This window comes from Arthrobacter sp. B1I2, assembly GCF_030816485.1.
Taxonomy (GTDB): Bacteria; Actinomycetota; Actinomycetes; order Actinomycetales; family Micrococcaceae; genus Arthrobacter.
In genome coordinates this window covers 4237227-4260249 of sequence record NZ_JAUSYC010000001.1, presented here as the reverse complement: position 1 = coordinate 4260249, position 23023 = coordinate 4237227, and the positions used below count along the sequence as shown (strand labels likewise).

24 protein-coding genes and 2 pseudogenes are annotated in these 23023 nt (G+C 61.1%); 14 read left to right on the top strand and 12 right to left on the bottom strand.

Going from position 1 to position 23023, the window contains the following annotated elements:
• Positions 1 to 35: 35 nt before the first annotated feature.
• The gene (locus QFZ57_RS19690; protein ID WP_306632138.1) at positions 36 to 260 is read right to left on the bottom strand and encodes a hypothetical protein; all 225 of its coding nucleotides are present in this window, start codon (positions 258 to 260) and stop codon (positions 36 to 38) included.
• A gap of 521 nt (positions 261 to 781) precedes the next feature.
• Here QFZ57_RS19690 and QFZ57_RS19685 point away from each other — a divergent pair.
• A complete protein-coding gene (locus tag QFZ57_RS19685) occupies positions 782 to 1312 on the top strand; it encodes a hypothetical protein (RefSeq protein WP_306901454.1) in 531 nt (176 codons plus the stop codon).
• 250 nt (positions 1313 to 1562) lie between these two features.
• On the opposite strand, the gene QFZ57_RS19680 is transcribed toward QFZ57_RS19685, so the two are convergent.
• From QFZ57_RS19680 to QFZ57_RS19660, 5 genes are all read right to left on the bottom strand, one after another.
• Entirely contained in the window at positions 1563 to 2273 is a 711-nt protein-coding gene (locus QFZ57_RS19680) for a GIY-YIG nuclease family protein (RefSeq protein ID WP_306901453.1), read from the bottom strand.
• Between the two features lie 291 nt (positions 2274 to 2564).
• Positions 2565 to 3233 carry a 4Fe-4S single cluster domain-containing protein gene (locus QFZ57_RS19675; RefSeq protein ID WP_306901452.1) on the bottom strand — a complete coding sequence of 223 codons (669 nt, stop codon included), beginning with the start codon at positions 3231 to 3233 and terminating at the stop codon, positions 2565 to 2567.
• Positions 3230 to 4033 carry a ComEA family DNA-binding protein gene (locus tag QFZ57_RS19670; protein WP_306901451.1) on the bottom strand — a complete coding sequence of 268 codons (804 nt, stop codon included), beginning with the start codon at positions 4031 to 4033 and terminating at the stop codon, positions 3230 to 3232. Before QFZ57_RS19670 ends, QFZ57_RS19675 begins: the two co-directional genes overlap by 4 nt.
• Before the next feature lie 217 nt (positions 4034 to 4250).
• Entirely contained in the window at positions 4251 to 4679 is a 429-nt protein-coding gene (locus QFZ57_RS19665) for a hypothetical protein (protein ID WP_306632133.1), read from the bottom strand.
• Between the two features lie 3 nt (positions 4680 to 4682).
• On the bottom strand, positions 4683 to 6323 hold the full coding sequence (locus QFZ57_RS19660) for an AAA family ATPase (RefSeq protein ID WP_306632132.1): 1641 nt from the start codon (positions 6321 to 6323) through the stop codon (positions 4683 to 4685).
• Between the two features lie 369 nt (positions 6324 to 6692).
• On the opposite strand from QFZ57_RS19660, the gene QFZ57_RS19655 reads away from it, so the two are divergent.
• A complete protein-coding gene (locus QFZ57_RS19655) occupies positions 6693 to 7022 on the top strand; it encodes a DUF4234 domain-containing protein (protein WP_306632131.1) in 330 nt (109 codons plus the stop codon).
• Between the two features lie 1029 nt (positions 7023 to 8051).
• Here the strand turns inward: QFZ57_RS19655 and QFZ57_RS19650 are convergent.
• Positions 8052 to 8567, bottom strand: coding sequence for a helix-turn-helix domain-containing protein (locus QFZ57_RS19650; protein WP_306901450.1), 516 nt, complete (start codon positions 8565 to 8567; stop codon positions 8052 to 8054).
• A gap of 104 nt (positions 8568 to 8671) precedes the next feature.
• Here QFZ57_RS19650 and QFZ57_RS19645 point away from each other — a divergent pair, with 104 nt between their 5' ends.
• The 3 genes from QFZ57_RS19645 (at position 8672) to QFZ57_RS21640 (ending at position 11172) form a co-directional block, all read left to right on the top strand.
• Positions 8672 to 8923 carry a hypothetical protein gene (locus QFZ57_RS19645; RefSeq protein ID WP_306632130.1) on the top strand — a complete coding sequence of 84 codons (252 nt, stop codon included), beginning with the start codon at positions 8672 to 8674 and terminating at the stop codon, positions 8921 to 8923.
• 263 nt (positions 8924 to 9186) lie between these two features.
• Entirely contained in the window at positions 9187 to 9903 is a 717-nt protein-coding gene (locus tag QFZ57_RS19640; protein ID WP_306901449.1) for a Crp/Fnr family transcriptional regulator, read from the top strand.
• Positions 9904 to 9963: 60 nt separating this feature from the next.
• The gene (locus QFZ57_RS21640) at positions 9964 to 11172 is read left to right on the top strand and encodes a flavin-containing monooxygenase (protein WP_373461288.1); all 1209 of its coding nucleotides are present in this window, start codon (positions 9964 to 9966) and stop codon (positions 11170 to 11172) included.
• Between the two features lie 27 nt (positions 11173 to 11199).
• Here the strand turns inward: QFZ57_RS21640 and QFZ57_RS19630 are convergent, their stop codons facing one another.
• Positions 11200 to 11367: a hypothetical protein gene (locus QFZ57_RS19630; RefSeq protein WP_306632581.1), complete on the bottom strand. Its 168-nt coding sequence runs from the start codon at positions 11365 to 11367 to the stop codon at positions 11200 to 11202.
• Between QFZ57_RS19630 and QFZ57_RS19625 the strand changes: the two genes are divergently transcribed.
• The 3 genes and pseudogenes from QFZ57_RS19625 to QFZ57_RS19615 all read left to right on the top strand — a co-directional run.
• Positions 11341 to 11475 (top strand): hypothetical protein, encoded by a 135-nt coding sequence (locus tag QFZ57_RS19625; protein WP_306901447.1) that lies wholly within the window; start codon positions 11341 to 11343, stop codon positions 11473 to 11475. The two genes, QFZ57_RS19630 and QFZ57_RS19625, sit on opposite strands and share 27 nt — an antisense overlap.
• A gap of 396 nt (positions 11476 to 11871) precedes the next feature.
• Positions 11872 to 12945, top strand: coding sequence for a N5-glutamine methyltransferase family protein (locus QFZ57_RS19620; protein ID WP_306901445.1), 1074 nt, complete (start codon positions 11872 to 11874; stop codon positions 12943 to 12945).
• A gap of 244 nt (positions 12946 to 13189) precedes the next feature.
• Positions 13190 to 13811 (top strand): annotated as a pseudogene (locus QFZ57_RS19615) (amino acid transporter); the annotation flags it as partial.
• A 263-nt stretch (positions 13812 to 14074) separates the two neighbouring features.
• Here the strand turns inward: QFZ57_RS19615 and QFZ57_RS19610 are convergent.
• On the bottom strand, positions 14075 to 14527 hold the full coding sequence (locus QFZ57_RS19610) for a hypothetical protein (RefSeq protein WP_306901444.1): 453 nt from the start codon (positions 14525 to 14527) through the stop codon (positions 14075 to 14077).
• A gap of 491 nt (positions 14528 to 15018) precedes the next feature.
• Here QFZ57_RS19610 and QFZ57_RS19605 point away from each other — a divergent pair, with 491 nt between their 5' ends.
• Complete coding sequence (locus QFZ57_RS19605; RefSeq protein ID WP_306901442.1) at positions 15019 to 15471, top strand: hypothetical protein; 453 nt, start codon at positions 15019 to 15021, stop codon at positions 15469 to 15471.
• Positions 15472 to 15937: 466 nt separating this feature from the next.
• On the opposite strand, the gene QFZ57_RS19600 is transcribed toward QFZ57_RS19605, so the two are convergent.
• The 3 genes from QFZ57_RS19600 to QFZ57_RS19590 all read right to left on the bottom strand — a co-directional run bounded on the left by QFZ57_RS19600 (position 15938) and on the right by QFZ57_RS19590 (position 18632).
• The gene (locus tag QFZ57_RS19600) at positions 15938 to 16351 is read right to left on the bottom strand and encodes a hypothetical protein (RefSeq protein ID WP_306901440.1); all 414 of its coding nucleotides are present in this window, start codon (positions 16349 to 16351) and stop codon (positions 15938 to 15940) included.
• A gap of 256 nt (positions 16352 to 16607) precedes the next feature.
• Positions 16608 to 17522, bottom strand: coding sequence for an Ltp family lipoprotein (locus QFZ57_RS19595; RefSeq protein ID WP_306901438.1), 915 nt, complete (start codon positions 17520 to 17522; stop codon positions 16608 to 16610).
• Between the two features lie 360 nt (positions 17523 to 17882).
• Complete coding sequence (locus QFZ57_RS19590; protein ID WP_306901437.1) at positions 17883 to 18632, bottom strand: FadR/GntR family transcriptional regulator; 750 nt, start codon at positions 18630 to 18632, stop codon at positions 17883 to 17885.
• A gap of 96 nt (positions 18633 to 18728) precedes the next feature.
• On the opposite strand from QFZ57_RS19590, the gene QFZ57_RS19585 reads away from it, so the two are divergent.
• The 5 genes and pseudogenes from QFZ57_RS19585 (at position 18729) to QFZ57_RS19565 (ending at position 22999) form a co-directional block, all read left to right on the top strand.
• The gene (locus QFZ57_RS19585) at positions 18729 to 19607 is read left to right on the top strand and encodes a carbon-nitrogen hydrolase family protein (RefSeq protein WP_306901436.1); all 879 of its coding nucleotides are present in this window, start codon (positions 18729 to 18731) and stop codon (positions 19605 to 19607) included.
• A 9-nt stretch (positions 19608 to 19616) separates the two neighbouring features.
• The gene (locus tag QFZ57_RS19580) at positions 19617 to 20966 is read left to right on the top strand and encodes an APC family permease (RefSeq protein ID WP_306901435.1); all 1350 of its coding nucleotides are present in this window, start codon (positions 19617 to 19619) and stop codon (positions 20964 to 20966) included.
• Between the two features lie 48 nt (positions 20967 to 21014).
• Positions 21015 to 21203, top strand: a pseudogene (locus QFZ57_RS19575) (nitrilase-related carbon-nitrogen hydrolase); the annotation flags it as partial.
• Positions 21204 to 21307: 104 nt separating this feature from the next.
• Positions 21308 to 21799, top strand: coding sequence for a nitrilase-related carbon-nitrogen hydrolase (locus QFZ57_RS19570; protein ID WP_306901434.1), 492 nt, complete (start codon positions 21308 to 21310; stop codon positions 21797 to 21799).
• Positions 21800 to 21979: 180 nt separating this feature from the next.
• A complete protein-coding gene (locus tag QFZ57_RS19565) occupies positions 21980 to 22999 on the top strand; it encodes a hypothetical protein (RefSeq protein WP_306901433.1) in 1020 nt (339 codons plus the stop codon).
• Positions 23000 to 23023 lie beyond the last annotated feature (24 nt).

Here is a 23023-nt window from a genome sequence, read left to right as displayed (position 1 = left end):
CAAGAAGCGGCTGCGGGCCTTCCGTTCCGATGGGTTTACCCTGCCACCGTCGCCTTCGCAGCCCGCATCGCGTTCATCCCTTCGCTCACCCACGGGACCCGGACGGTGGACGTGATCCGGCAGTCGGCCACGAAGGCACCCTTCGCACCGGCATGGATCCAGTCCTGCAGCGCGGAAAGATCGCCAAGCGACCGGATGACCGCGGACTCGGCACCCGAGGCCCGCGCAATCCCGCTGAAGGCCACCTCGGGGATCAGCAACGGCTTCTCGGTCAGGCACTGCGAGCCGTACTGGTGGATCTCGCCCCCGTAGGCGGCGTCGTTGCCCCCTGATCAACTCCTGACCAGACCGAATGCTGCGCTGCCCAGCCTTCATGGCGCGGTCACCGGACTTCCGTCTTACCTGCCCGGTAGGCGCGGCGCCGGTGCGGACATCGCGGCCCTCGCCAGCAACGAAAGCCACTACGAGCCTCTGCCCCCGGCCGCCGCTGCGGTGGTCCAAGGCCGCTTGGAACCATGACGCGGGTTCAGGGCAAAGCGAGGGCGCGTCCGGCTTTGGCCGGGCGCGCCCTCCGCAATGCCTGGTCGGCTGGTAGTGCAGTGTGAGATACAAATAATCACTACCTAGTACTTTTCACTTCAGGAATGCAGACGTATTCTGAATGTCCCACGGCCGTATGAAGCACGGCATCCCCTATCTCTCTCACTCTCAATGCGCTCTCTTGCGCTACTTGTTTTATTCATGCGGGCCGAAGGCGGCCGACGAATACACGGAGAATCAAATGAAAAGCACTAAAGTTACTATTTTTGCGCGCTCAACCATGATTATCGCTGCCCTCCTGGCAGTAGGGCCCCCGGCGGTTGCTGCGCCTCCGGAGAAGGGTCCTGCACCTGACGGCTTCTCGGCCGATCTGCCTAAAGGAGAGGCATGCGAAGACTTCGCTCTTCGTATTGAAGCATCCGGGTCGAATGTGACGGTAAGGACTTTCTATGACAGGAAGGGAGAACCGGTCCGCATACTTCAGGCTGGCAGAGGTTACACCCTTACATATACCAACCTCGATACTGGTGAGTATCTGACTATCAGGCCGACTGGTTCCAACCGGACGACGGTGGACAATGGCGACACATTGACGGTTACAGAAACGGGAACAGCCGGCATTATTCTCTTCCCGTCGGACAAACCAAAGGGCCCAAGTAGCACGCAATTTTACGGTCGAATCGTCTACACCCTGGTTGATGATAAGTCCGGTACGCTGACGTCCCTGACTTCCTCTGGAACGAGCATCGACATTTGTGCCGAGCTTTCCTAGGTGCATTACGCGTTCCCCGTAAGAATGCCGGTTCGATAGATGTCAAGAAAGACCCCTGAGCGGAGCGGAACTGCTGAAGTGCGATCCACGAGGAGGCCTTTCTTGTCCGTTGCCCAAGGGATCACGCGCAGACGGATTTCAGGTGGCGAGGTGTGACGTCAAGGACGACCGCCTCTAGCTGGAACGCGAAATGGCGCATCAAACAAGTCACGAGTGTCGTGATGCCGCTTTAGGTGACCCGTCATGGCCATTAGTTCCGGTTATTGCCGGTTTGGCGTGAGAGCAGTGCCCTCTTGAAGTGGGCTTCGGCCGCATCCACTTGAGCAGTGGTGGCGCTGGGGGCGAAGACCCGCAGGATGCTGAACCGGAAGTGTCGTGCGTGGTCGGCATCGGCTCCGGCAAGTTCGCGGAGGGCGACGTTTCCGCCGTGGCCATTCTTGGCGTAACCACTCCAGCGGCCCAGGAAGCGTTCGGCCCCATCGGCCTTGCCGACGTAAAGTTTGCCTGTCTTCGTGTCGGAGATGAGGTAGATCCCCTGAACGGAACTGAGAGCTGTCCGCCACTGACTGTATCGGTCATCGGCGACCACCGCTTGGAGTTCCCCGTAGCTGATGAGAAGCAAGTCGAAGCCGGGAAACGGCTCGGTTTGCGGGTCGGCTATCTCGACCACGGGCATAAGACTTGCGGTCTCGCCTGCCTTCGCCCAGTTCACTGTGTCCGCCGTCCACTCAATAACGAGGCGGTCTGCCATAGCGGAGAAAACAGGAGAGGGCCGCAGGTCAAAGAAGCGCCAAATGTCCGTTCGTTCGCCGTGAACCTCCCCGTGGTTCTCAAAGGCGGTGATGAACCGTGCCCGCCTGCCGGAGGTGGCCAGAAAATTTAGCCAGATCTTGGGAGGTGTTCTTCCGAGCTTGTTGTTGTGCCCCTGTTCCCGTGTATAGGGCAAAAGGTTCGCACCCATGGCATCCGCCCTGGTCTCCAAGCCACCAGAATTGAGCGTGTGCCGGATGACTACTACGTCGTCGTGTGCCAGCCCAGCGGCTTGAAATAGGTGCCAAGTCTCAGTTCGCCCGAGGGATCGTTGTCCATGTACAGCCTTTACATAACGTTGCTCGTCGAGTCCGGGCGCAGGGCCAAGCTTACGGACAGGTCAGGCCGTCGGGACGAGGATTCGGGGGCGATTTTCGGCGTCACCTTTGGGAAGAGTCGGCCTCGGGCAACAGAGCGCGTCCTATGTGCAGGACTGCGCGCTCTATGGAGAAAAGGGTTGGTGCCTGCTCAACTTGTCGTCGCTGTTCTCAAGGGGTGCCCTCCGAGCCTTTCTGCTCGTTCCCGTTGCTTCGAGCAGGTTCTTGAGGTTGTCCATGTCAAGGAAGCCGGCCACGTCGATAGAACCGTCAGGAAGAACGCGTATATCCACACGGTTGGCAGCAATCTCAGGCTGATAGGAGCCGTAACGGTCGGAAATGTGGATAAAGCGTTGGTTGGTGGAACCCACCAAGGCTCGGTCTGTTTCCTGGTTCCACGCCTGGTACGGGCCGTCGACGAGCAGATCAATCCCGGCAAGGAACCTCTTAGTGTCTTGGTCCCTGTCCCGCAGTGTCTCGTACTCGTAGCCGGAGAAAGCGATGACACCGAGTCCGTGTTCCTGCGCCTCCCTGGCCAGCTGCGCCCCAGCGGAAGGCTGGTCAAAGGGCTCACCCCCGATGAGCGTGAGACCCTCGACTCCGCCGGCTACGGCACCCAGGACGATGTCGCTGACCGTCATGTCGCTTCCGCCGTTAGGGCTGAAGAGGTGCGGGTTGATGCACCCCGTGCAGCGAATGCTGCAACCCTGGAACCAGATGGCGCTGCGCAGTCCAGGGCCTTCGGCTGTGGTGCCGTGAAGGACTCGTGCGATGCGCAGTACTTCTGTGCTCAAAGGTCGAGTCTACGGGCTGCTTGATTTGCGCTGCGCCTTGTCGGCGGCGGCTGAACAGGGGGAGGTGTAGCCGCGCCGCCCGTGTCTCCGAAGACGAGCTTCTGCCTATGAGGAATCAGAACGTGCGGTTGTACCTGAGCCTTGGACATGAGCTGCTCAAAGGAGGTGAACACTCCTTGGCTGTGACGTGCCTCCACAATTCGTCCGGCCGTAGTGTGATCGATGCCGAGGGCGGCAACCAAGTCCTGGGCTGATGCTGAGTTCACATCAATCGTTGAACTTGAGGTACTTGGAACAAAGGTTTGGGCCGGTGGGGCGGGCTGGACAGGTGGCGCCGAAGGTGGAGGAACTACTGACCTAAAGGCGGCCGCCGCGGCGTTGTGGTCGTAACCCGCAGCAGGGTTGGTAGTAAGCGAGGGCGTGTAGCTGCCGGTCTGGGCGTACCACTTGGTGTCGCCGGCATGTGCTTTCCACACCAGCCATTTCCGGTTGGTAATGAAGGTTGCCACGATTCCACCGATGAACGTGAGGAACCATATCCAACCCCATATGGTGCTCGCCGTGGAGCGGATGGGTGCTTCCTTCGTGCCGGCGTCATACGTTCCGGTCGCCACCATGAGGCCTACTCCCAGGACGAGGAAGCCTATGCCCATCCGGATCCACAGCTTGTTCTTGGCTTTCACCCCGCGGATGAGGAATCCGACGCCCGTAAGCAATCCGAAGGAGAGGATACTCCACAGGACTCCGGCACTGTTCCGCAGTCTCCATGTTCGTGAACAGAGCTTTTCTTCGGGCGTCATCGTCCGTTGTCCTCCTCGTGCTGTAGCTGCTGAGTCGCCACTGACTGAGTGGCGGTTTGGAAGTAGGCAGGTGTCAGGCGTGAATCCGCGATGACCGCGTCGGGCAGGAGGGCCTGAATCGCTGCCAGCTCATCTACGCAGGCTGGGCCGGGGCCGTTGGCCTCAGCAGTGATGGATCCTGAGGCTGAAACCGTAATAGTTATGGTCTTCTTTTGCATCATGTGGCCTGTTCAAAAACGAGTTGGACTTCACCGTTGGCCGCGGTCTGTGAGACCAGGGTCATCCCAATTTCCGCGGCCCGGGCGTGAAGGGATGCGATCGTTCTCTGCTGCAGCAAGGCGCCAACGCTCATGTCCAATGCGGCGAGCATGTTGCCAGTCACCTGGTCGTTGGCGCCATCGACACGCCCGAGGAACACTTCACCGATGCGCTGGAAAGTGATCCGGCCGTAGGGGCTGTCGCCTGTGATGCGACCTTCGCCGGCGCTAAGGCTGGTGGCGCCCATGGCCAGGAGCGCGTCATGCAAAAGCTGTTGGTCTTTGATTCGGGTGGTCTTGCACTTCTCGCAGAGATCAGTGCTACGTGCTTCACGGATAGCGGCAATGGCAGCAATCCCAAGGGGGATGAGTAGAACTTCGAGACTCATGGCCTAGTCCCCAAAGTCGATCTGCCGACCACCACGCCAAGAGTTCACGTCTGCCGGCGCTGCTGACCCGCTGGTCGAGTAATCACCCCTGGAACTTGTCGACGTTGCTGCCACGGCACGCTGTGAAGCCCAATCTCGGACTCCCTTGATCTGCTCGGCTTGGGTGACCGACAAGGGAACCGTGTTGGTGATCGCCCGGCGGAGGTCTTTTTCGTTTAGCCGCCGGCGCTCCGAATAAGCCTCGAAGCATGCACTCACGACCGCTTCGGCAATTTCTGCGCCTGAGAAACCTTCCGTATGTTCCGCAAGGAAACCCAGGGAGTCGTTGTTGATCTCGAAATCGCCACTGGCCGCAGATCCCGCGGTGAGTCTCCTTTCGAGCTGGATGCGCCAAATGTGGACCCGTTCCTCTCTAGTTGGCAGGTCCACGAAGAAGATCTCGTCGAAGCGGCCTTTGCGAAGGAACTCCGGCGGAAGGGTATCGATCTTATTCGCGGTGGCGATGACGAAGACCGGGTTCTTTTTCTCCTGCATCCAGGTCAGAAATGTACCGAAGACGCGCTGGCTGGTGCCCGAGTCTCCACCGCCGCTTGAACCAAAGCCCTTTTCAATTTCATCTATCCACAAAATGGAGGGCGAGACGGCCTCAGCCAGCCTTAGCGCTCCTCGCATATTTTGCTCGCTGGATCCTACGAGGCCGGAGAAGACCCGGCCGACGTCAAGGCGGAGTAAGGGCAGGCCCCAGAGGGTAGCCATGCATGTTGCGGTAAGGCTCTTGCCGCAGCCGGGGATGCCGGTGATGAGGACACCTTTCGGCGCCGGGATGGACCAGCGCTGCGCTTCAGGCAGCCAGGAGCCGTTCCTCTTTTGCAGCCATTTCTTCAGGTTTTCCAGGCCTCCGACGTCGTTCATCGAACCCTCTGGCGTGATGAACTCCAGCAGTCCTGACTTCCTGATTGTTTGCCGCTTTTCATCAAGGACCAGCGCGATGTCCGACGCGTCCAACCGACGGTCCGTGGCGATGGCACGGGCGAAGGCGTTCTCTGCCTCGCCAAGTGTGAGGCCTTGCGCTGCTTGAATAAGCCTCTGACGATCGTCGGTGCTCAGATCGACGACGATCGATGCCGCATTCGCGCTGACTATCTCATCCAGGACACCCTCAATTTCCCCTGCCGTAGGCAAAGGAAGGTCGACAACAGTTACTTCCTTTTCCAAGTCGGGCGGAAGCGTCATGCCGGGAGAAACGATGATAAGGGTGTGCGGGACCTCTCCCGTGCGAAACGCAGTCGCTGCGTCCTGCACTGCACGTACCATGGTGGGCTCGGCTGGGCGGCCCTGCGACCCTAGGAAGTGGTGCAGATCGAAGAAGACGAAGATGGTCGGCTCTTGAGCCTTTATCGCTTCTGCCAGGGCAGCGTCGGGAGCGGTGGGCTTTCCCGTCATTTGACCGGGGGCATGCAATCCTCGTGAAACGGTGTATGTGACGACACGCCGCTGGCGACGTATGTCTGGGCTGACCGCGACGGCTTCCGCTGCAGCGACCACCCTGTCACCTTCATGGGTCTCGACGAGAAGGATCGGGTGCCTGGCCCGGATCAACTCCACCAGCGTGGCCCCGAACTTCAGCGGCGTCTTTGAATTCACTTATGCCCCCAACGTAACTTGTGTCACAACACGAGGAAGCATATCCCACTAACTTTCACCTCGGTAAAAGTTAAAAGTGGGCTGGCACTACGACAATCACGAAAACATCCGACGGCGGTGGCAGTGGAGTGCCACCGCCTCCGGGCTTCGAGGATGATGGGCGGCCGGAGCGGCTGGTAACCACTCAAGGAAAAAGTCACTGCGACTCTTGAATATGACGTTTTCCACAGGATCACCTCAAGATTTTCGCAGGTTCGTCCTCGACCACGACGGCCAGCGAATACAGTCATTTTTGGGGGGAAATCTATGACGCGTTGCTGCGCCAAAGGCATTGCTCCGAAAGTTCCATGAAACGTACCTAGGAGAATCATGAAATACCGCAGCATTGCAGCACCGCTACTTTTGCCTCTCATCACATTTGGCATCTATTCCTTGGTGTGGAGCGTAAAAACAAAGAACGAGATGAATAGGTTCGGCACTGCGATACCGACCGCCTGGCTGCTTATTGTGCCCATCGCCAACATCGTATGGCTCTGGAAGTACTCGGTCGGCGTCGAGGCTTTCACGCGCCGAGGCCTGGGACGTCACGCAGCTTTTTGGCTGATGTTTCTCTTGGGTTCCATCGGCTCAGCAATTGTGCAGCACGAGTTCAACCGAAAGGTTGCACCGGCGCCGCTGAGCTTGCCTGCTTCCGTCTAACTGTCTATCTGACAGATTCGCAAAACCGGGCATAGGAAGATGCACTGTGACGACTTCAGCAACTAACAATTCACCGCAGGGCGGTCAGCATCGTCCTGGGGAGCCTCAGGAAGATGCCCCCGGCTTGAAAAACGAATCGTTCCCTGCCGGCACACCAGAATCAACGGATTCCCCAGAGCCACAGACGAAGGTCTGCCGTAAATGTAGTGTGCAATCTTTGACCGTTGGTGGCTACTGCCCAGGTTGCGGCACCCCCTATGTCGCTCGACGAGGCTTTGCGAGTCTGAATAGGCGCCTCGTGGCTATAGCGGCAGCCGTCATCGTCATCGCGGTCGCGGGGATCGGCATCTCACTTAGTATCCAGCACACGAATCAGATCAATGCCGAGCAAGCTGCCGCAGCGTCAGCGGCCGAAGCCGAAAACAAGCGGCAGGCAGAAGCTACACGGGCATCCCAGGCCGCGGCCGCTGCCAAACAAGCAGCTGATGCAACCAAGCGCGCTCAGCGAAAGCTGATAGTTACCTCCCTTGAGGATTCCATACTGAAAGACGCAGAGTCTCGCGTGGCGAAAGGAGTCCTCGAGGGTCCAATCACCCGGGCATCGTGTACTCCTCTTGGTGGAGGTTCTTCCGATGACTTGACGGCCATAACGGGCACGTTTCAATGCATCGCAGTCAACGAGACTGAGGCCGACGGGTCATCCTCGGGATACCGGTTTTCCGCAACTGTCAATTGGAACGATGCTAGCTATTCATGGCACCTCGGTAGCTGATAGAGGTCCTGGAGAGCACCGCAAAGGACCCGCGGGGTCCCCTGCCGTATCAGCGGTTCCAGAGCTGATTCCTGTATTCGCTGATCAGTTGAGCCTCCAGCTGAAGGGCCTGGGCTCTGGTCTCGGCCGTCTGCCAACGAACTTCCAGTCCTGCGTGATCAATTGCTGAACGCGCTGCCTCCTTTGCCCTCATTGGAGTGCCCGCAAGAGCTTCGTCCAGTCGCGCTTGGAGCCACTTCGGATCTTCCAGTGCCCTGTCAAAATGCATGTTCTCCCAAGCCGGATCCGGCTCCCTTGCCGCTTGCGTAGATTGCCAGCCGGCCACGGAGACCGTTGCCTTTCCGTTCTCCCGCCATGCCTATATAGACAGGGCCTAGATGAGCTTCTGCTGCAATCCGGAACATGTAGACGCCCGGGAAGCGCGGAGCCACTTTGAGGGCCTCGCTGAACGGAATCCATTGGGACCAGGTGCCATGAGATGGGTCGGCTGTTGCACGGGCTAAGGCAGGCTTGGGACTAGGCTTTTCGACTGCAGGCAGATGGGTTGAAGTCAGTTGGTCAGGTGAAAATGCCGAGAGATTAGGAATACGCCGTCCGCGTTGTGCTGCGAGTTGCTCGACGTAGCTTCGCCTGAGGAACCAATTGCCTCCATGTTGGGGAGGAATCTGTCGAGCACCCGCGGGGCGTTCGTCACGCAGCCTCTGCCGTAGCGTCTTCGCGCTCATCCCAAGAATGGCGGCAGCTTCTTCAGCGCTGAATGAATACTCGTCCACGTGGAAATCCTGCCCTACCGCGGGAGCTTTGCAATACCAGGCGCGGCGTAGCGAATTAGCACTCCGATGCGGCGGGGTTTGGGCTAGAACCTATTCATTCAGCCATGCTTGCCGGCTTCAGCTCCGCCGTCCGCCAGACCTATAAACATCGTCCGGTGCAGGATGTCCACGTGCTTCCGGGCAACTTCCACCGCTTCTTGAACATGACCGGCGCGGAGCGCCGCCACGAGCGCGATGTCTTCGTGATTGGACTTGTGCAGCTTCTCGATGGGATATGGGATGAAGTAGTCATACAGCTACGCGAGGGTCTCGTGGTAGACCTCGACGGCGGTCTGGGAACGTTTCGAGCCGGTTAAAGCATCTGACGAGGCGAAGCCCGGGGTGCTTGTCGACTGAACCAGTTGCTGTGAACTCCTCCGCTGGTCTACAGCGGAATCGTCCGCTCGGCAGTGGGAAAAACGACAACGCCCCGCCCTTGTTGCGGCCATATTCGGATGACCATACGCTGGGCAGACCCCGGTGTAGGGGAGCGGAGTGACCAGTTCCGAGGGCTGCCCTGTTGCCCATCTGCAGCGTTCAATCACAGGCTGCCGCTAAGCACACCAAGAATTGGTGCATTGTGGATGCTGACGTCTTAAAGGCCATTAGCGTTTCCAGCCTTCACCAGGTCGCGCCCAATAGTCTGCGCAAGTTGCTCGCAGGGGCCCAGCGCAAAGATATCCCGGCCCGAACGGTCACGCACCGCGAGGGTGATACGAATCCGCACCTGGAGCTGGTCGTGTCTGGTGTGGTCAGAGTCTTTGTCAGAGATCCGGACGGGCGCACCATGACCATCCGCTACTGTCGGTCAGGGTCCCTTCTCGGCGCAGCATCGCTGTTTGCCTCGAAATTCTCCCTACCGGCTTCCCTCCAGACGCTGACAGCGACGAAGCTGTTGAGCCTGTCGCCGGAAAACGTACGCCAAATCGTAAATGAGGATTCGAAAGTCGCCGTTGCCCTGCTCGAGGAACTCAGCCAACGGGTCCTGACTTTCATCTACGAGATTCCCGACAGCGCCTTCGCCAGCGTCCGGCAGCGGATGGCCCGGCATTTGCTCGATTTGGCCTCCGAGCTGGCGTCAGAACACGTCCGCGCTGGCCCGAAGCTTGATACCGAGCTGGTCGTTACGGCATCGCAGAGTGAACTCGCGGAGGCTGTGGGGACGGCCCGAGAAGTTGTGGTGAGGATTCTGCGGGAGCTACGGCACGAAGGCATTGTTCACACCGGCCGGACCGGCATCGTCATTCTGGACCCCGCGCGGCTGGTCCAGGAGACGCGGTGGAACATAGGTTCCTGACAGGCCACCCATCCCGGCTCACACTGGAGCTCCCAGAAGATCGATTAAGGCAGGCGCGTCATGGTCATTGATTGTGTGGTGGTTGGAGCTGGCCCCGCCGGGCTCGCCGCTAGCTCCTCGCTATCGGGACTCGGCATCGAGCATGTCGTTCTGGAGCGGGCTCGGTCAGGTGAAACGTGGCGGACCCAGCGCTGGGATTCGCTGCATATCAACAACCCAGCGTTCATGAACACGATGCTAGGTGCCCAGGACCCGGACACGTACCTGACCCGACAGGAAGTGGTTCAGCGTCTGGAAGAGCTGGCTTCGAGAGCGCCGGTGCTTACGGGCGTCGACGTCGTCGGGCTGGCCCGGCTTGACGATCGGTGGCTCCTCCGGACAAGTGGAGGCCAACTTCAAGCCCGCACCATCGTGGTTGCAAGCGGCGGTGAGAACGTACCTCGTGTGCCTGCCCTGGCAGGCCGGCTGCCGGATCGAATCATGCAACGTTATGCCGCAACATATAGAAAGCCCAGCGATCTGCCCGAAGGGGCGGTGCTGGTTGTCGGCAGCGCACAGTCCGGGACGCAGATCAGTGAAGACTTACTGGCGGCAGGCAGACGTGTCTGGCTGGCAACCTGCCCGGTCGGTCGCGCATCGGCAAAGTATCGCGGAAGAGACACTCTGCGGTGGTTGGACGAGGCAGGCTTCTTTGAACACCGTCCCGAGGACCTGCCAGACCCCCGATTGGTCCAAGCCGTACCGGCTTTGCGGGCGCCCCTCGGGCACGACATAAGTCTGCAGCTGCTGTCCAACGCCGGAGCAACACTCACCGGCCGACTCGTAGCAGGTCAAGGTGAGACCCTCGCTTTCGACGACAGCACAGCAGCCAACATTGCCTACGGAAACCATGCCGCGGCGGATATTCGAGGCATGATTGACGCACATATTCAGGCTCACGGGCTTAGCGCACCAGCGGCCGAACCGGACCCAGGGGAACTGCCGATTGAGATCGATCCGCCCCGACAACTTCACCTTCGGAACGCGGGGATAGGCAGTGTCATTTGGTGCACCGGCTACACGGGCGCATTCCACTGGCTTGGGGAGGGTCTCACAGATGCCGCGGGGGCGCCGTTGCGTCAAGGAGCAGCTTCGCCTGCTCCGGGTATCTGGTTTATCGGTTTACGGTGGCTGATACACCGGACTTCCGGGAACTTCATAGGTTTTCCCAGAGACGCCGAAGTCATCGCCAACTGCGTACGAAGCTTTCTGAGGGCCAGGGTTTCCTGAGCGGGGAACGGAAGCCATGGTGGTGGCTTAAGTTCCACCACCCTTTGCCAGCCCCACAAACATCGTCCGGTGCAGGATGTCCACGTGCTTCCGCGAGACCTCCACCGCTTCCTCAACATTTCCGGCACGGAGGGCTGCCACGAGCGCGATGTGGTCGCGGTTCGATTTATGCAGCTTCTCGATGGGATAGGGGATGAAGTAGTCGTACGGCTCGGCGAGGGTCTCGTGGTAAACCTCGACGGCGGTGTCCAGGCACTACGCCGTACCCACCAGCTGATGGAACTGCTCGTCCATCCGTGGTAGTAAGACCAGTGCTCGACTCCGCCATCTCACTCGGCAACCGCTCCATCGGGATCATGTGGCTGATTGTTAGACCATCGCTGACACCCGCGTCCGGCAGGGGCGGTTATAGGGCGCCTGTATCCTTACAATGTAGGTTCAAGGGCTCCAGCCGCCATCGATCAAGAAGCTTGGTTCGCTGCCGGATGATGGTGCGGAATGCTGGGCCGTAGCCTTGGACATGGTGGAATCGCCGCCGCAATCGTCAGTCTTCGATCCGCCGCGGACTCTTGGAATGGATCCTTTATCAGTATCGACAGACCAACTCCCGGGGGAATCCCGACGTCGGACCCCACGCCGGCGCCCACAGCTGCGGTAGATGAGCGCGCCCTTGTGTCCTGGGTCGAGGCTGGTGAGAGTATGACCGCCCGATGGCGTTCGGCGAATGGCAGGCCGGCGCCGAAGCGCGTCGAAGTGGTCTCCGACTCCCTCACCGCCGACGAGGCGTACCGGATGGCGTCACAGGGGATCGCGATGCTCTGGCACGGTGACTTCCAGAACGCGCGGCAGATCCTCAACGCCCTGGACCGGCGGGTAGGCGCCGGCAAGAAGGTCGCAGGTACTCCGGCCGAGAAGTTTTATCGGCATCGGCAGTCCCGCTCGCATCGCGCACGCATTCTCGGTTTACTGCTGATTCCCCTTGACCCGGGCCCGGTGGTGCCGCTGCGCCGCGCACCGGATATCCGGGAGGCGGCCGCTGAAGCGTACGGCGATATCGGCGAACCTTCCGTCGTGTCGCTGCATGAGCTTGTGGGGGCAATTGGTGCGCATGAGTGGCGACGGAATGGCGTCTACGTCGATGCCCTGCAGGGCCGCATCCACCCGCACTATGGCACGTTCTTCCCCACCCGGAGTGAGTATGTGGATCTCGTGGCCGCCGCTGCGCTGCCCTCTGACTCGCTGGCGTTCGACGTCGGTACCGGCACCGGGGTGCTCGCTGCGGTTCTCGCGCGCCGTGGCGTCCAACGCGTGGTGGCCACGGACAATGAGCCTCGTGCAATCGCCTGCGCCGCTGAGAATTTCCGGAACCTCGGTGTCCAGGACCGTGCTGAGGCCGTCCTGACCGACATGTTCCCGCCCGGACGGGCACCGCTCGTCGTGTGCAACCCGCCCTGGATTCCGGCCATGCCGCATTCCACCCTGGACAGCGCCGTCTACGACCCCGGAAGCAGGATGCTGTTCCGCTTCCTGAATGAACTCCCCGACCATCTGGAGCCGGGCGGTGAGGGCTGGCTTGTCCTCTCCGACCTGGCCGAGCACCTTGGCCTGCGGTCGCGTGAGGATCTGCTGACGGCCATCAAGGCGGCGGGGCTGAAGGTGGTGGAACGGCTGGACACCAAGCCAACGCATCCGAAGGCGTCGGACCGCGACGATCCTCTGTTCGAGGCGCGCACGGCCGAGGTCACGTCCCTGTGGCGGCTTGTTCCCCGATAGTGCAGGGCAGTAGGGCGTAACTGATGCGTCACCGGGGCAGGACCAGGCGTCGGAAATTACGACGGCGGCGCGTGGGCCTGGTGCTGGCCGTCGTTCACGTGAGCATGAGTGAGCCGGAATGGTGAGTCTCTCACCGGTTTCGAAGTAGAGGCTAATCGATTAGCCGCCGTAGAGCTGTTTGTTGGCGCCCTCACGGAGCTGTTCGCGCGTGACGGCGAGGTGGCAGGAATCGCCCATCCATTCTATCTGGTGGCTGCAGCTGGTCGTCGTGATTGCGGCCGAGGTGCTCGGTGCGGCGGGCCTGCTTGCCACCATCTTCCCGGCCCTGCCGGTGTGTCTGATGGCGTTTGTGTTCATCGTGGTGCTCACCGCCGCGAACCTGACCAGCGTGAAGAACTTTGCTGAGTTCGAGTTCTGGTTCGCGCTGCTGAAGGTGGCGGCCATCGTCGGGTTCCTCCTGGTGGGCGCCGCTCTGTTCTTCGGCTGGCTGCCGGGCGTGCAGTCGCCGGCCCTGCCCAACTTCACCGTTACCGGCTTCGCGCCGAGAGGCTTCGCCGGGATTGCCACGGCGCTGTTTGTGGTGGCATTCGCGTTTGGCGGCAGCGAGATTGTCTCTGTGGCGGCATCCGAGACTGCGGAGCCGGCCCGCAGCGTGAAGATGCCGGGTGCGGCCACCGCCATCACGCTGGTGGCCGTGGCGGCACTGCTCTCCGCCCGCAATGCCTACTTCTACCGTGCTTCGTGGATGGCGTTCCCTCGCCGAGCGATGTGAAGCTCCACGTCTGCTTGCTTCCGTGTCCAAGGCCCGGGTGCCGGTGGTCGCGGTCCTGGCCAGCGTCGCCTTCGGCGTGGTCACGGTTGTGCTTGGCGGACTGGCTGAACCACCGTTCCCGTTCCGGGAAAGTTGCGGGCCGCGTTGTCGAAGCTTCAGGCGGAGACAAGCAGCCCGTGCTCAGCGACACAATCAGCCTGAACCGCTTTGCGGGTGATGGCACGCGAAAGGCGCGTCCGGCCTGGCCGGACGCGCTCTTTGCCTTACAGGGATGGGCCTCAGGCTCGTAGCGCAGATGGTTCGTGATGGCCGGGCATCTGGACGGCCTCACTGCGTGGGATTTGAATGACTATTTGATTAGGCCGACGGGTATTTCCAAGCCCAGCCGCCACCACCTGACGGGTCATAAGAAACTTCACCTGAAGACGATGAGACATCAAGAAGAACCAAGCCGTTGAGCTGTTCCCCTTTGCCTATGTAACTGGGAAGAATTTTACTTTCGTCGGGAAGGCACCCCTGAACAGCAGTCGAATCCACCTTGTTCATACGGGTTCCGTTCGCGGCATAGCCTTTCCAGTAGTACGGATCGAAGCTGATAAGTCCTTCCTCACCATTGACGGTAAGGGGGCCGGAGAAAGTGCTCGTGGTGGCAACTTCCATGCTGATCCCAATGATGGTTCCGGTCGGTTGAGTAGCGTAGGGTGCATCGCACTCAATCGGCTGAATCGAGGTGACCTTGAAGGTCATTGTGGGAGAATCCGATTTCGGATCGGTAAGCTGCGATGCAGTTTCGCCAATTTCCTTGATCAACTGCCCCCTCGCATTCTCCTTGCGACTTGGTGTCGGTGTCGGCGCAGGAGTGGCAGTCTGCGTGGCCGCAGGTGGGACCGATACAGTGGGCGCCGTTTCCGGAGCCGGAGATGAGCAGGAACTGAGAATGAGGCCAAGGAAGGCGGCCCCAGCAACAGTGCGAAAAGTATTCATTTTTCCCCATTTAGAACGACGAGACACGTCATCATAGCGACAGAGATTCCTCACTCAGGATCATGACGTGAAGCATCGGCTTTTCGCAGGCCGCCCATGGCCGTTCGCTGCTGCCTGCGGTCTAGAACAGGGGGAGGGCATAGACAACGAGCCTGCGTTGTGCGTGTACTTCCCGGATGAAAGTTGTCGTCTTCCGCACCCAAGCGTCCTAGTCCCAGGCGGGGCTGCAATTCTCTCGACAAAGACAAACCACTGGGGCTCATCACCAAAACGTTGAGAGACGAAGTCATGAATGTTCTTGTTGTTATAGTTCCTGAATGGAAACTATCGAAGTTATCGACCCTCACCTGCAAGCCATTGTAAAAGCCGCAGAGGGCGGGGCAGACCTCTACCGCATAGTGGTCGTTTGCGGGGCAACTGTTTACGTTGGCAAGCCCGTATCCACATCCACATTTGCTGAAAGGAACTTTAAAGAATTCGGAGTGGAATTCTTCAAGGATGCGGGCAACTGGAAGACGTCCCGGCAGGAAAAAGACCTCATTGCTGACCAGAAGGCCAGAGAGATCTTGGATGCCATGTCTCCGGGGGATACCATGCCGACACTTGATGTACTCTCGCTGTCTCCCGCCCAAGTGGTCCCTGGTGGTATGACCAGTTACGAAGTGCCCGCAGTTCGAGTCCACCTACACCAGATTGATTCATGGTGGGTGGCTCCATTCGTGGAACACCAAGCAAAATTCCGAGGCGGCGGAGTCGCAGTCAGCTTCTAGTTATGTTGACCTCGTCGGGAAGGGTGGCTATCATGTCCGGACTTCGTCAAGCACGTGAATGGGCTTTGGCATGCGGTGGACTTGGCTCGATTGCCGGGGAACGGCGCATTAATTTCTCGAGACCCTCCTCGAAGGGGCTGTCGCGTCCGCCAGGCAGATCCTGCCTCATCGCTCGCGCGCTGAATCCAGCGCCCCATCTGATCACAGCGAGGGTTCCGATGGACTAGAAATGGTCGGTCGGCTCCTGTCCCCCAAAGCTGGACGCGTCGCCGGGGACGGGCGGGTCCCCAGCGTGCACGTATGCCTTGGTGGGCTGGACCGTCGGTGGGCCCAGTTACTGCGGTACTCAAACTGATGAGGATGCCGGGCGCCTTTGAACGCCGTCCGAAGGTAACGAGCGTTGAAGCGGTTGAGCGAAATCAGCACGCAGAAGCCCTACAAGCGTCAACTTTGGACGGAGTAGGACCTACTTGGTCACGTGAACCACGACGGCCTTGTCGACGGCTTGTTCGGCACCGGCGTTGTCAACTCCGGTGACCGTCCAATTGCTGAGCAACAGCACGGTTTTGCCAGTGTCAGAGTTGTAAACGACCTTTTTGAAGCCCAAAGCCGAAAGCTCATCATCAAGTGCCTCTGCATTGATTCCCGCAACGTTGGCCGGAATTACGGCAGTCGCTGGAGCAGCAGGAGCCGGCGCCGGGGCCGCAACTATGGCAGGAGCAACCGGTTCAGCAGTAATCGTGGCGGTCGCCGTCACAGTCACTGTTGCCGTCTGGGTCACGGTATGCGTGACGGTGGGAACTGCTTGCGGTGACCCCGCGCAGCTTGAAAGGGCGAAGCACAGGAGCGCTCCGCTGGCTAAAGTTGCGATGATTTTCAAACTAATTTCCATCTATATGTGTGTGTTGACGATTTGGATGCCTGTTGCGGCTCGATTACCAGTTGAGGCGCTCCTGGTATCTTCTGGGCCACACCGCCGTATGACGGACTTTCGTCTAATTGGAAACTACCTGTCGGCCAGGGTCCTCCTGGACAGCGAACAAGAGGACCCTAGGCACAGCAGTCAGTGCATGTTTCGGTTGCCCAACGTGTGATGGGACCTACTTCGCCTGAGCGCTAGATTCCGTGCTCTACCGTTAGAGGCCCGTCGTACTGGCTCCAAACTCGGCCTGCTCCGCCGTATAGCCCTCAAAGAGCAGCTGATCGACCAGCCCGGAACGCGAGAAGGAGCTGAACTTCAAGTAATCCTTGGCTTTCTTGGCTGCCTGCTCGTTGTAGTCAATTGTCATGTGGTCCACCGCCCAAGTTGAGTCCGCCAAGGAGAACTTCTCGTACACCAGCTGATCGATCAGGCCGGACCGCGAGAAGGCGGTGAACTTGAGGTAGTCGCCGGCTTTCCGCTGGGCGCTCTGCTGGCTGATGGTCCCCTTCTTGGCGGCGGCTTCCGCCTCAGCCTGAGCTTTAGCGGCGGCGTCTGCTTCGGCTTTTGCCTTGGCTGCCGCATCGGCTTCAGCCTTAGCAGCCGCGTCAGCGTCTGCTTTTGCCTTAGCCGCAGCGTCCTTCTCAGCCTTCGCCTTTGCGGAGGCTTCCGCCTCTGCAGCAGCTACGGCCGGGTCTTTGGTGGGCGTTGGGGTGGCAGACGCGGTCTGAGCTGCAGTGGCGACCTTGGGAGTGGAAGCAGCAGGCGCAGACGAAGAGGTAGAGCCAGCCCGGGCCGAGTTGACGACGATGCTTAGGAGAATTACAACGCCGGTGACGATCAGGGCCACTTTTTTGTGCCTGTCGTAACCTTCCAGCAGCAGTCCCTGCTTATCGCGGGTTTTGTTCGCCAGAACCAAAATGAGGTCGATTAGGGCCCAAACGCCCAGCCCCCCAAAGGTGACCAACTTCAGAACGCCGGTCCCCACCTTGCCAAGATAGAAGCGGTCGACGCCGAACACGCCCAGGAGTAGTGAGAGCAGCCAAGTGGTCAGGAACGACTTGTAGCTCACTGGCGGCTGACCATAGCCGTAATTTGCGGGAAAAGGGGCGGTGTAGGGTTGCTGGCTCATGAGAGTCCTTCCATAGGACACCTGACCGACGTGCGATGCGAAGCGTGCGGGGTTGGGTGCGGTGATGGACGCGCATGAAGGAATTCAGCGTGGAGCTCGGACCGCAGAATCGGTACACCGATCCAGCGACAGACACAACATCTTCGCTTCCCCCAATAGCGTCAAGTAATTTCATTACATCTGAGAAAAGGCCGGCATTTTGGTTCCTGGGATAAAGCTGCGCGAATCCTGATTATCAATCGCTAATCTTGATTCTTTATTGATGCTTTCTAGGTTCACGCCGAGCTTCTGGTGATGTCCGCGATGAGTATATTGCCAACAGATGACGGTAGTCGCAGCGCGCTAGCCGCACGTGGCGGCCTAAACTCGGCCCTGCGCCAGCCCCATAAACATCGTCCGGTGCAGAATGTCCACGTGCTTCCGGGCCACCTCCACCGCTTCCTCAGCGTTCCGGGCGCGCAGGGCTGCCACCAAAGCGATGTGGTCCTGGTTCGAGGTGTGCAGCTTCTCGATGGGGTAGGGGATGAAGTAGTCGTACAGCTCGGCGAGCGTCTCGTGGTAGACCCCGACGGCGGTGTCCAGGCACGACGCCGTGCCCACCAGCTGGTGGAACTGCTCGTCGATCCGGTGGTAGTAGGACCAGTCGCTCGACTCCGCCATCTCCCGCGTCAGCCGTTCCAGCTCATCAAGCTGCTCAGGCGTGGCATTGACCGCCGCGTAGTGCGTCACCGCGCATTCGAACAGCAGCCGCCGGTCCACCAGCCGGTTCACCGCCTGCGACTCTGCCGGTGACGCGGAGAGTGACGCCAAAATCTCGGTAGGCGGGGAGTCCGCCACAAATGTCCCGCCGGCCCGGCCGCGCCGCCGCACCACAACGCCCTGCTCCGCCAGGCTCGCCAGCGCACGCCGGGCGGTAATCGGGCTGACGGACAAACCGAGGGCCACGTCCTCCTGGTCCGGCAGCCGCTCGCCCGGTTTCAGCAGGCCCAGGGAAATGGCCATGCCGATCCGCATCCGGACCGCGTCCATAGCGCTGCGCCGCTCCATCCCGGGCACCCTGCCGGCACCAAGGCGCGAAGGCTCGTCGGTGTCCTCCAGCTGATCGGTCATAACCGCTACTTTACGGCCCACGCCAGCCCCCTTCCCTTTATTGGATCATTCTGATCTAATATAACCCGCATCACACCCCAACGCGGAGAAAAACCCATGCAACGCATCCTTCCCCTCGTCGCCGCCCAAGCACGGCCGCGGCTCATCGGCGGACCCGTCTCGGCCTTTGCCAACGAGGTCAAAGCAGCCCTCGAAGCCCAACCGCACAGCAATCTGGTGGTCTTCCCCGAGCTGCACCTGTTCGGGGACCAAAACCCGGACCTGCAGCGCGCCGAAATGCTCAGGGCAAGTGCCGAGCCCCTGGACGGCCCGCGGGTCAACGAGCTCAAACAGCTCGCCAAGGACCTCAACATCTGGCTCGTCCCAGGCAGCGTCTGCGAACGCGGCCCGGAAGGACAGCTGTTCAACACCCAGCTGGTCCTGTCCCCGGACGGGGAACTCGCCGGCTACTACCGGAAGATCTTCCCCTGGCGCCCGTTCGAGCCCTACGACCCCGGCGACCGGTTCACCACCGTGGACCTGCCGGGCATCGGCAGGGTGGGCCTGAACATCTGCTACGACGCCTGGTACCCGGAGGTGTCCCGGCAGCTCGCCTGGATGGGCGCCGAAGTGATCCTCAACGTCGTCAAGACCACCACCCCGGACCGCAAACAGGAACTGGTCCTCGCCCAGGCCAACGCCATCGTCAACCAGGTCTTTATGGTCAGCGTCAACTGCGCCGGACCCACCGGGAAAGGCCAAAGCATCATCGTGGACCCGGAGGGCAACACCCTCGCCGAGGCACCGGACGATCAACCGCGGCTGCTCACCGCGGAACTGGACCTGGCCGCCGTCGAGCGCGTCCGCACGCACGGCACGGAGAACCTCAACCGCCCCTGGTCGCAGTTCCGCGAGGGGGAGCCCGCCGTCGAACTTTCCGTCTACCAAGGCCGGATCAACCCGGCCACCTGGACACCGCCGTCCTACAAGCCCTAAGGAAACACCGTGACAACAACGCTCACCCGCACGCTGAAACTGCCCTCGCTGGTCCTGTTCGGCCTCGCGTACCTCACCCCGCTGATCGTCCTGGGGATCTTCGGGATCATCGCCGAAGCCACCGGCGGCGCCTCGCCGGCCGCCTACCTGGTGGCACTGATCGCCATGCTGTTCACCGCGCACAGCTACGGCCGGATGGCCATCGCCCACCCCGTGGCCGGCTCCGCGTACACCTACGTGCGCCGGTCCATCGATCCCCGGGTGGGTTTCCTGGTGGGCTGGGCCATCCTGCTGGACTACCTGTTCCTGCCCATGGTCATCTGGCTGATCGGCGGCTCGTACCTGAGCGCGCAGTTCCCTGGCATCCCCATCGGGCTCTGGATCGTGGGCTTCATCGTGATCACCACGCTGCTGAACATCCTGGGCATCAAGGTGGCGGACAAGGCCAACTACGTGCTGATGGCGTTCCAGCTGCTGGTCATCGTGTTCTTCGTGGCGCTGTCCATCGGCAATGTGGTGTCCACTTCCGGGGCCGGGGGACTGGTGAGCGGCCAGCCGTTTGTCAACGACACCGCCAGCTTCGCCACCATCTCCGCTGGCGCGGCCATCGCCGCGTACTCCTTCCTGGGGTTCGACGCCGTCACCACCCTCACCGAGGAGACCGTCAACCCGCGCAAGACCATGCCACGGGCCATCATGCTCGTGGCGCTGATCGGAGGCGGCATCTTCGTGGCGGTGTCCTACGTGACCCAGCTGGTTCACCCCGGCGGCGTGTTCGAGGACTCGGCGTCCGCGGCGAGCTCCATCGCGCTGCAGATCGGCGGGCAGCTGTTCGGCGCCGTGTTCCTGGCCGGCCTGGTGGTGGCGCAGTTCGCCTCCGGCCTCGCCGCGCAGGCCAGCGCGTCCCGGCTGATGTATGCGATGGGCCGCGACTCGGTCCTGCCCAAGGCGGTCTTCGGCAAACTCAGCGAGAAGTTCCACACCCCGGTGGTGAACCTGGTCATCATCGGCATCATCGGCCTGATCGCGATCTTCCTGGACGTGGCCACGTCGACGTCGTTCATCAACTTCGGTGCCTTCACCGCCTTCACGCTGGTGAACGCCTCGGTGGTGTTCCACTATGTGCGCCAGCGCCGGGCCGGGCAGCAGCTGAACCCGGTGTCCTACGTGGTGGTCCCGGTGATCGGCGCCATCATCTGCGCCTACCTGCTCTCCCAGCTGGACAGCAACGCCATTACGCTGGGAGTTTCCTGGCTGGTGCTGGGCGTGGTGGTCCTGGCCCTGATCACGCGGGGCTTCAAGGCGGCGCCGCCGGAGATGACGGCCACGGAGAAGGCGACGGTCGAGGCAGCCGCCTGACGTTTGTCAGTTGGTAGTTTGGCCTGTTGGTTGAGGGAAGGAACGGTTGTGAGGATTTCGCTGGGGCAGCTGGAGTCGGGCGCCGACATCCAGGTGAACCTCGCCGCGATCGACCGGTTCGCCTCCCAGGCAGCGGACGACGGCGCCGCGCTGGTCGCCTTCCCGGAGTACGCCACTTACGAGAAGAAGAAGGTGGACGCGACGTTCCCGGCGGTGGCCGAGCCGCTGGACGGTCCCGTCTGCGGGGAGCTCGCCACTATTGCCCGCCGCCACCGGATCGCGGTGGTCGCGGGCGCGTGGTGGAAACCTCGGAGGAGCCGGGCAGGGCGTACAACACTTTGGTGGCTTTCGGGCCCGACGGCGGCCGGTTGGCTTTCTACCGGAAGATCCACCTTTTCGACGCGCAGGGTTTCGGGGAGTCCACGTTCATCAAGCCAGGACCGTCCACTGCGCCGGTGGTGTTCGAGTATGGGGGAGTGCGGTTCGGGCTGATGACGTGTTACGACCTGCGGTTCCCGGAGCTGGCCAGGTCGCTGGCCGACGCCGGTGCGGAAGTCCTGCTGGTCTGCTCCTCCTGGGTGCCGGGCGAGCACAAGACTGAGCAGTGGCTTGCTTTGAATGCGGCGCGGGCGATTGAGAACAGCGTGTACGTGGCGGGGGTGTGCCAGGCACCGCCGGTATCGGTGGGGCGGAGCGTGCTGGTGGACCCGATGGGGGTGGTTGAAGCGGACCTCGGGCTGGAGCCTGGGGTGCGGACGATGGAGGTTTCGCTGGAAACGGTGGAGCGGGTGCGGGAGTCGTTCCCGATGTTCCGGCAGCGAAGGCTGCTGTAGGGCGGCTGGGTGCCAGAGCTTCACGAAGGCGAAGGCCCGCTGCGTCCCATCGCGCGGTTGTAGCGGGCGGCACGGGCAGGTTGCACATTAACCTCGACCACCAGCAGCCTCAGCGCCGGCGCGATCGCGGCTGATATTGGTATCGCGATGATTCCAGGAGTCGGGGCGGCAGCAGCCGGCATGAAGAGTGCGGGACAACAGGCCGCCAAGAAGACCGGCAAGGAAGCCGTCAAACTTGCCGCAAAGAGCGCTGCGAAACAGGCCGCAAAGAACATGGCGCTGGGTACTGCGAAGAACGGTGCACAGCGGGCCGCTGCCCTCCTTCCCGCAGGCGATGAGCAGCTGCAGTTCGAGATCACCGCGATTTTCGCGCTCGCTATTGCCGATATCCACGGAATGGACCTCGACAACGATCAGGCGCTCGCGCTTGTCTACGGCCTCTCTAATGAACGCGTGAGCCAGAAGCAAATCGCAACGATGGCGACAGACCTATCAAGCGCATCGGCTGAAGGTGTCGTCGGTGGCGGCAATAGGATCGCTGCTGGCCGCACGGACTGGTCGCACTGGGCAAATACGCTCGCGGATACCCTCCCTGGAGGCGCCGCGCAGAGTTTGGTTCGGACCATGGAGACGGGGCAGCTGGACACCGTGCGCGAAAACTTGAGTGGAAAGCAGCAGTCAACGATTGAATATGGTGTTGGAGCCTTGGCGGGAGGCGTCACGCGCTTCGTGTTCGGTCGCGAAGTCGTCATCGCAGCCCGGGCAGCATTCGCCGATGCCCCAGACGCGTTCCCCGAACATCTTGCTGTTCCTGTCGAAGCTGACGCAGAGGACGGCGACGTCGACCAAAACCGAGCCCTGGCAGCCATGGAAGATGCCGCGAAGATAACGGGAAACTGGATCGCAGGCACTGCCAGCACAGTCGGAGGCGGCGTCGCGACAGGCGCCGTCGCAGTGGGCGCAGGGGTAGCAACCGCAGCCGACACGGTAACGCGCGCGTTCCGGAGCGTGGACATCGACGGAGACGGGATCCCGGATGAGCCCCAGGCCCCCACCGCGGTCAAGGGCGTCGGTGGCGCCATCGCCGGCACGGCGGGCTCGGTCGGCGGGAGCGTGGCAGGTCTATTCAAACGGAAAAAGCGCGACGAACAGACGGCTGTCGGGTCTGAGACCGGCAGCGATGAAGCGACCGACGAATAAATCCCCGAAGAGTTTAATCACCTG

Bases quoted from the DNA above. Each gene is read 5' to 3' on its own strand.
- QFZ57_RS19620 (WP_306901445.1), top strand. From the start codon at position 11,872: ATGACCGCCCGATGGCGTTCGGCGAATGGCAGGCCGGCGCCGAAGCGC.
- QFZ57_RS19685 (WP_306901454.1), top strand. From the start codon at position 782: ATGAAAAGCACTAAAGTTACTATTTTTGCGCGCTCAACCATGATTATC.
- QFZ57_RS19605 (WP_306901442.1), top strand. From the start codon at position 15,019: ATGGAAACTATCGAAGTTATCGACCCTCACCTGCAAGCCATTGTAAAA.
- QFZ57_RS19655 (WP_306632131.1), top strand. From the start codon at position 6,693: ATGAAATACCGCAGCATTGCAGCACCGCTACTTTTGCCTCTCATCACA.
- QFZ57_RS19590 (WP_306901437.1), bottom strand. From the start codon at position 18,632: ATGACCGATCAGCTGGAGGACACCGACGAGCCTTCGCGCCTTGGTGCC.
- QFZ57_RS19595 (WP_306901438.1), bottom strand. From the start codon at position 17,522: ATGAGCCAGCAACCCTACACCGCCCCTTTTCCCGCAAATTACGGCTAT.
- QFZ57_RS19680 (WP_306901453.1), bottom strand. From the start codon at position 2,273: ATGGGTGCGAACCTTTTGCCCTATACACGGGAACAGGGGCACAACAAC.
- QFZ57_RS19665 (WP_306632133.1), bottom strand. From the start codon at position 4,679: ATGAGTCTCGAAGTTCTACTCATCCCCCTTGGGATTGCTGCCATTGCC.
- QFZ57_RS19565 (WP_306901433.1), top strand. From the start codon at position 21,980: ATGAAGAGTGCGGGACAACAGGCCGCCAAGAAGACCGGCAAGGAAGCC.
- QFZ57_RS19585 (WP_306901436.1), top strand. From the start codon at position 18,729: ATGCAACGCATCCTTCCCCTCGTCGCCGCCCAAGCACGGCCGCGGCTC.
- QFZ57_RS21640 (WP_373461288.1), top strand. From the start codon at position 9,964: ATGGTCATTGATTGTGTGGTGGTTGGAGCTGGCCCCGCCGGGCTCGCC.
- QFZ57_RS19625 (WP_306901447.1), top strand. From the start codon at position 11,341: ATGCAGCTTCTCGATGGGATAGGGGATGAAGTAGTCGTACGGCTCGGC.
- QFZ57_RS19670 (WP_306901451.1), bottom strand. From the start codon at position 4,033: ATGACGCCCGAAGAAAAGCTCTGTTCACGAACATGGAGACTGCGGAAC.
- QFZ57_RS19645 (WP_306632130.1), top strand. From the start codon at position 8,672: ATGCTTGCCGGCTTCAGCTCCGCCGTCCGCCAGACCTATAAACATCGT.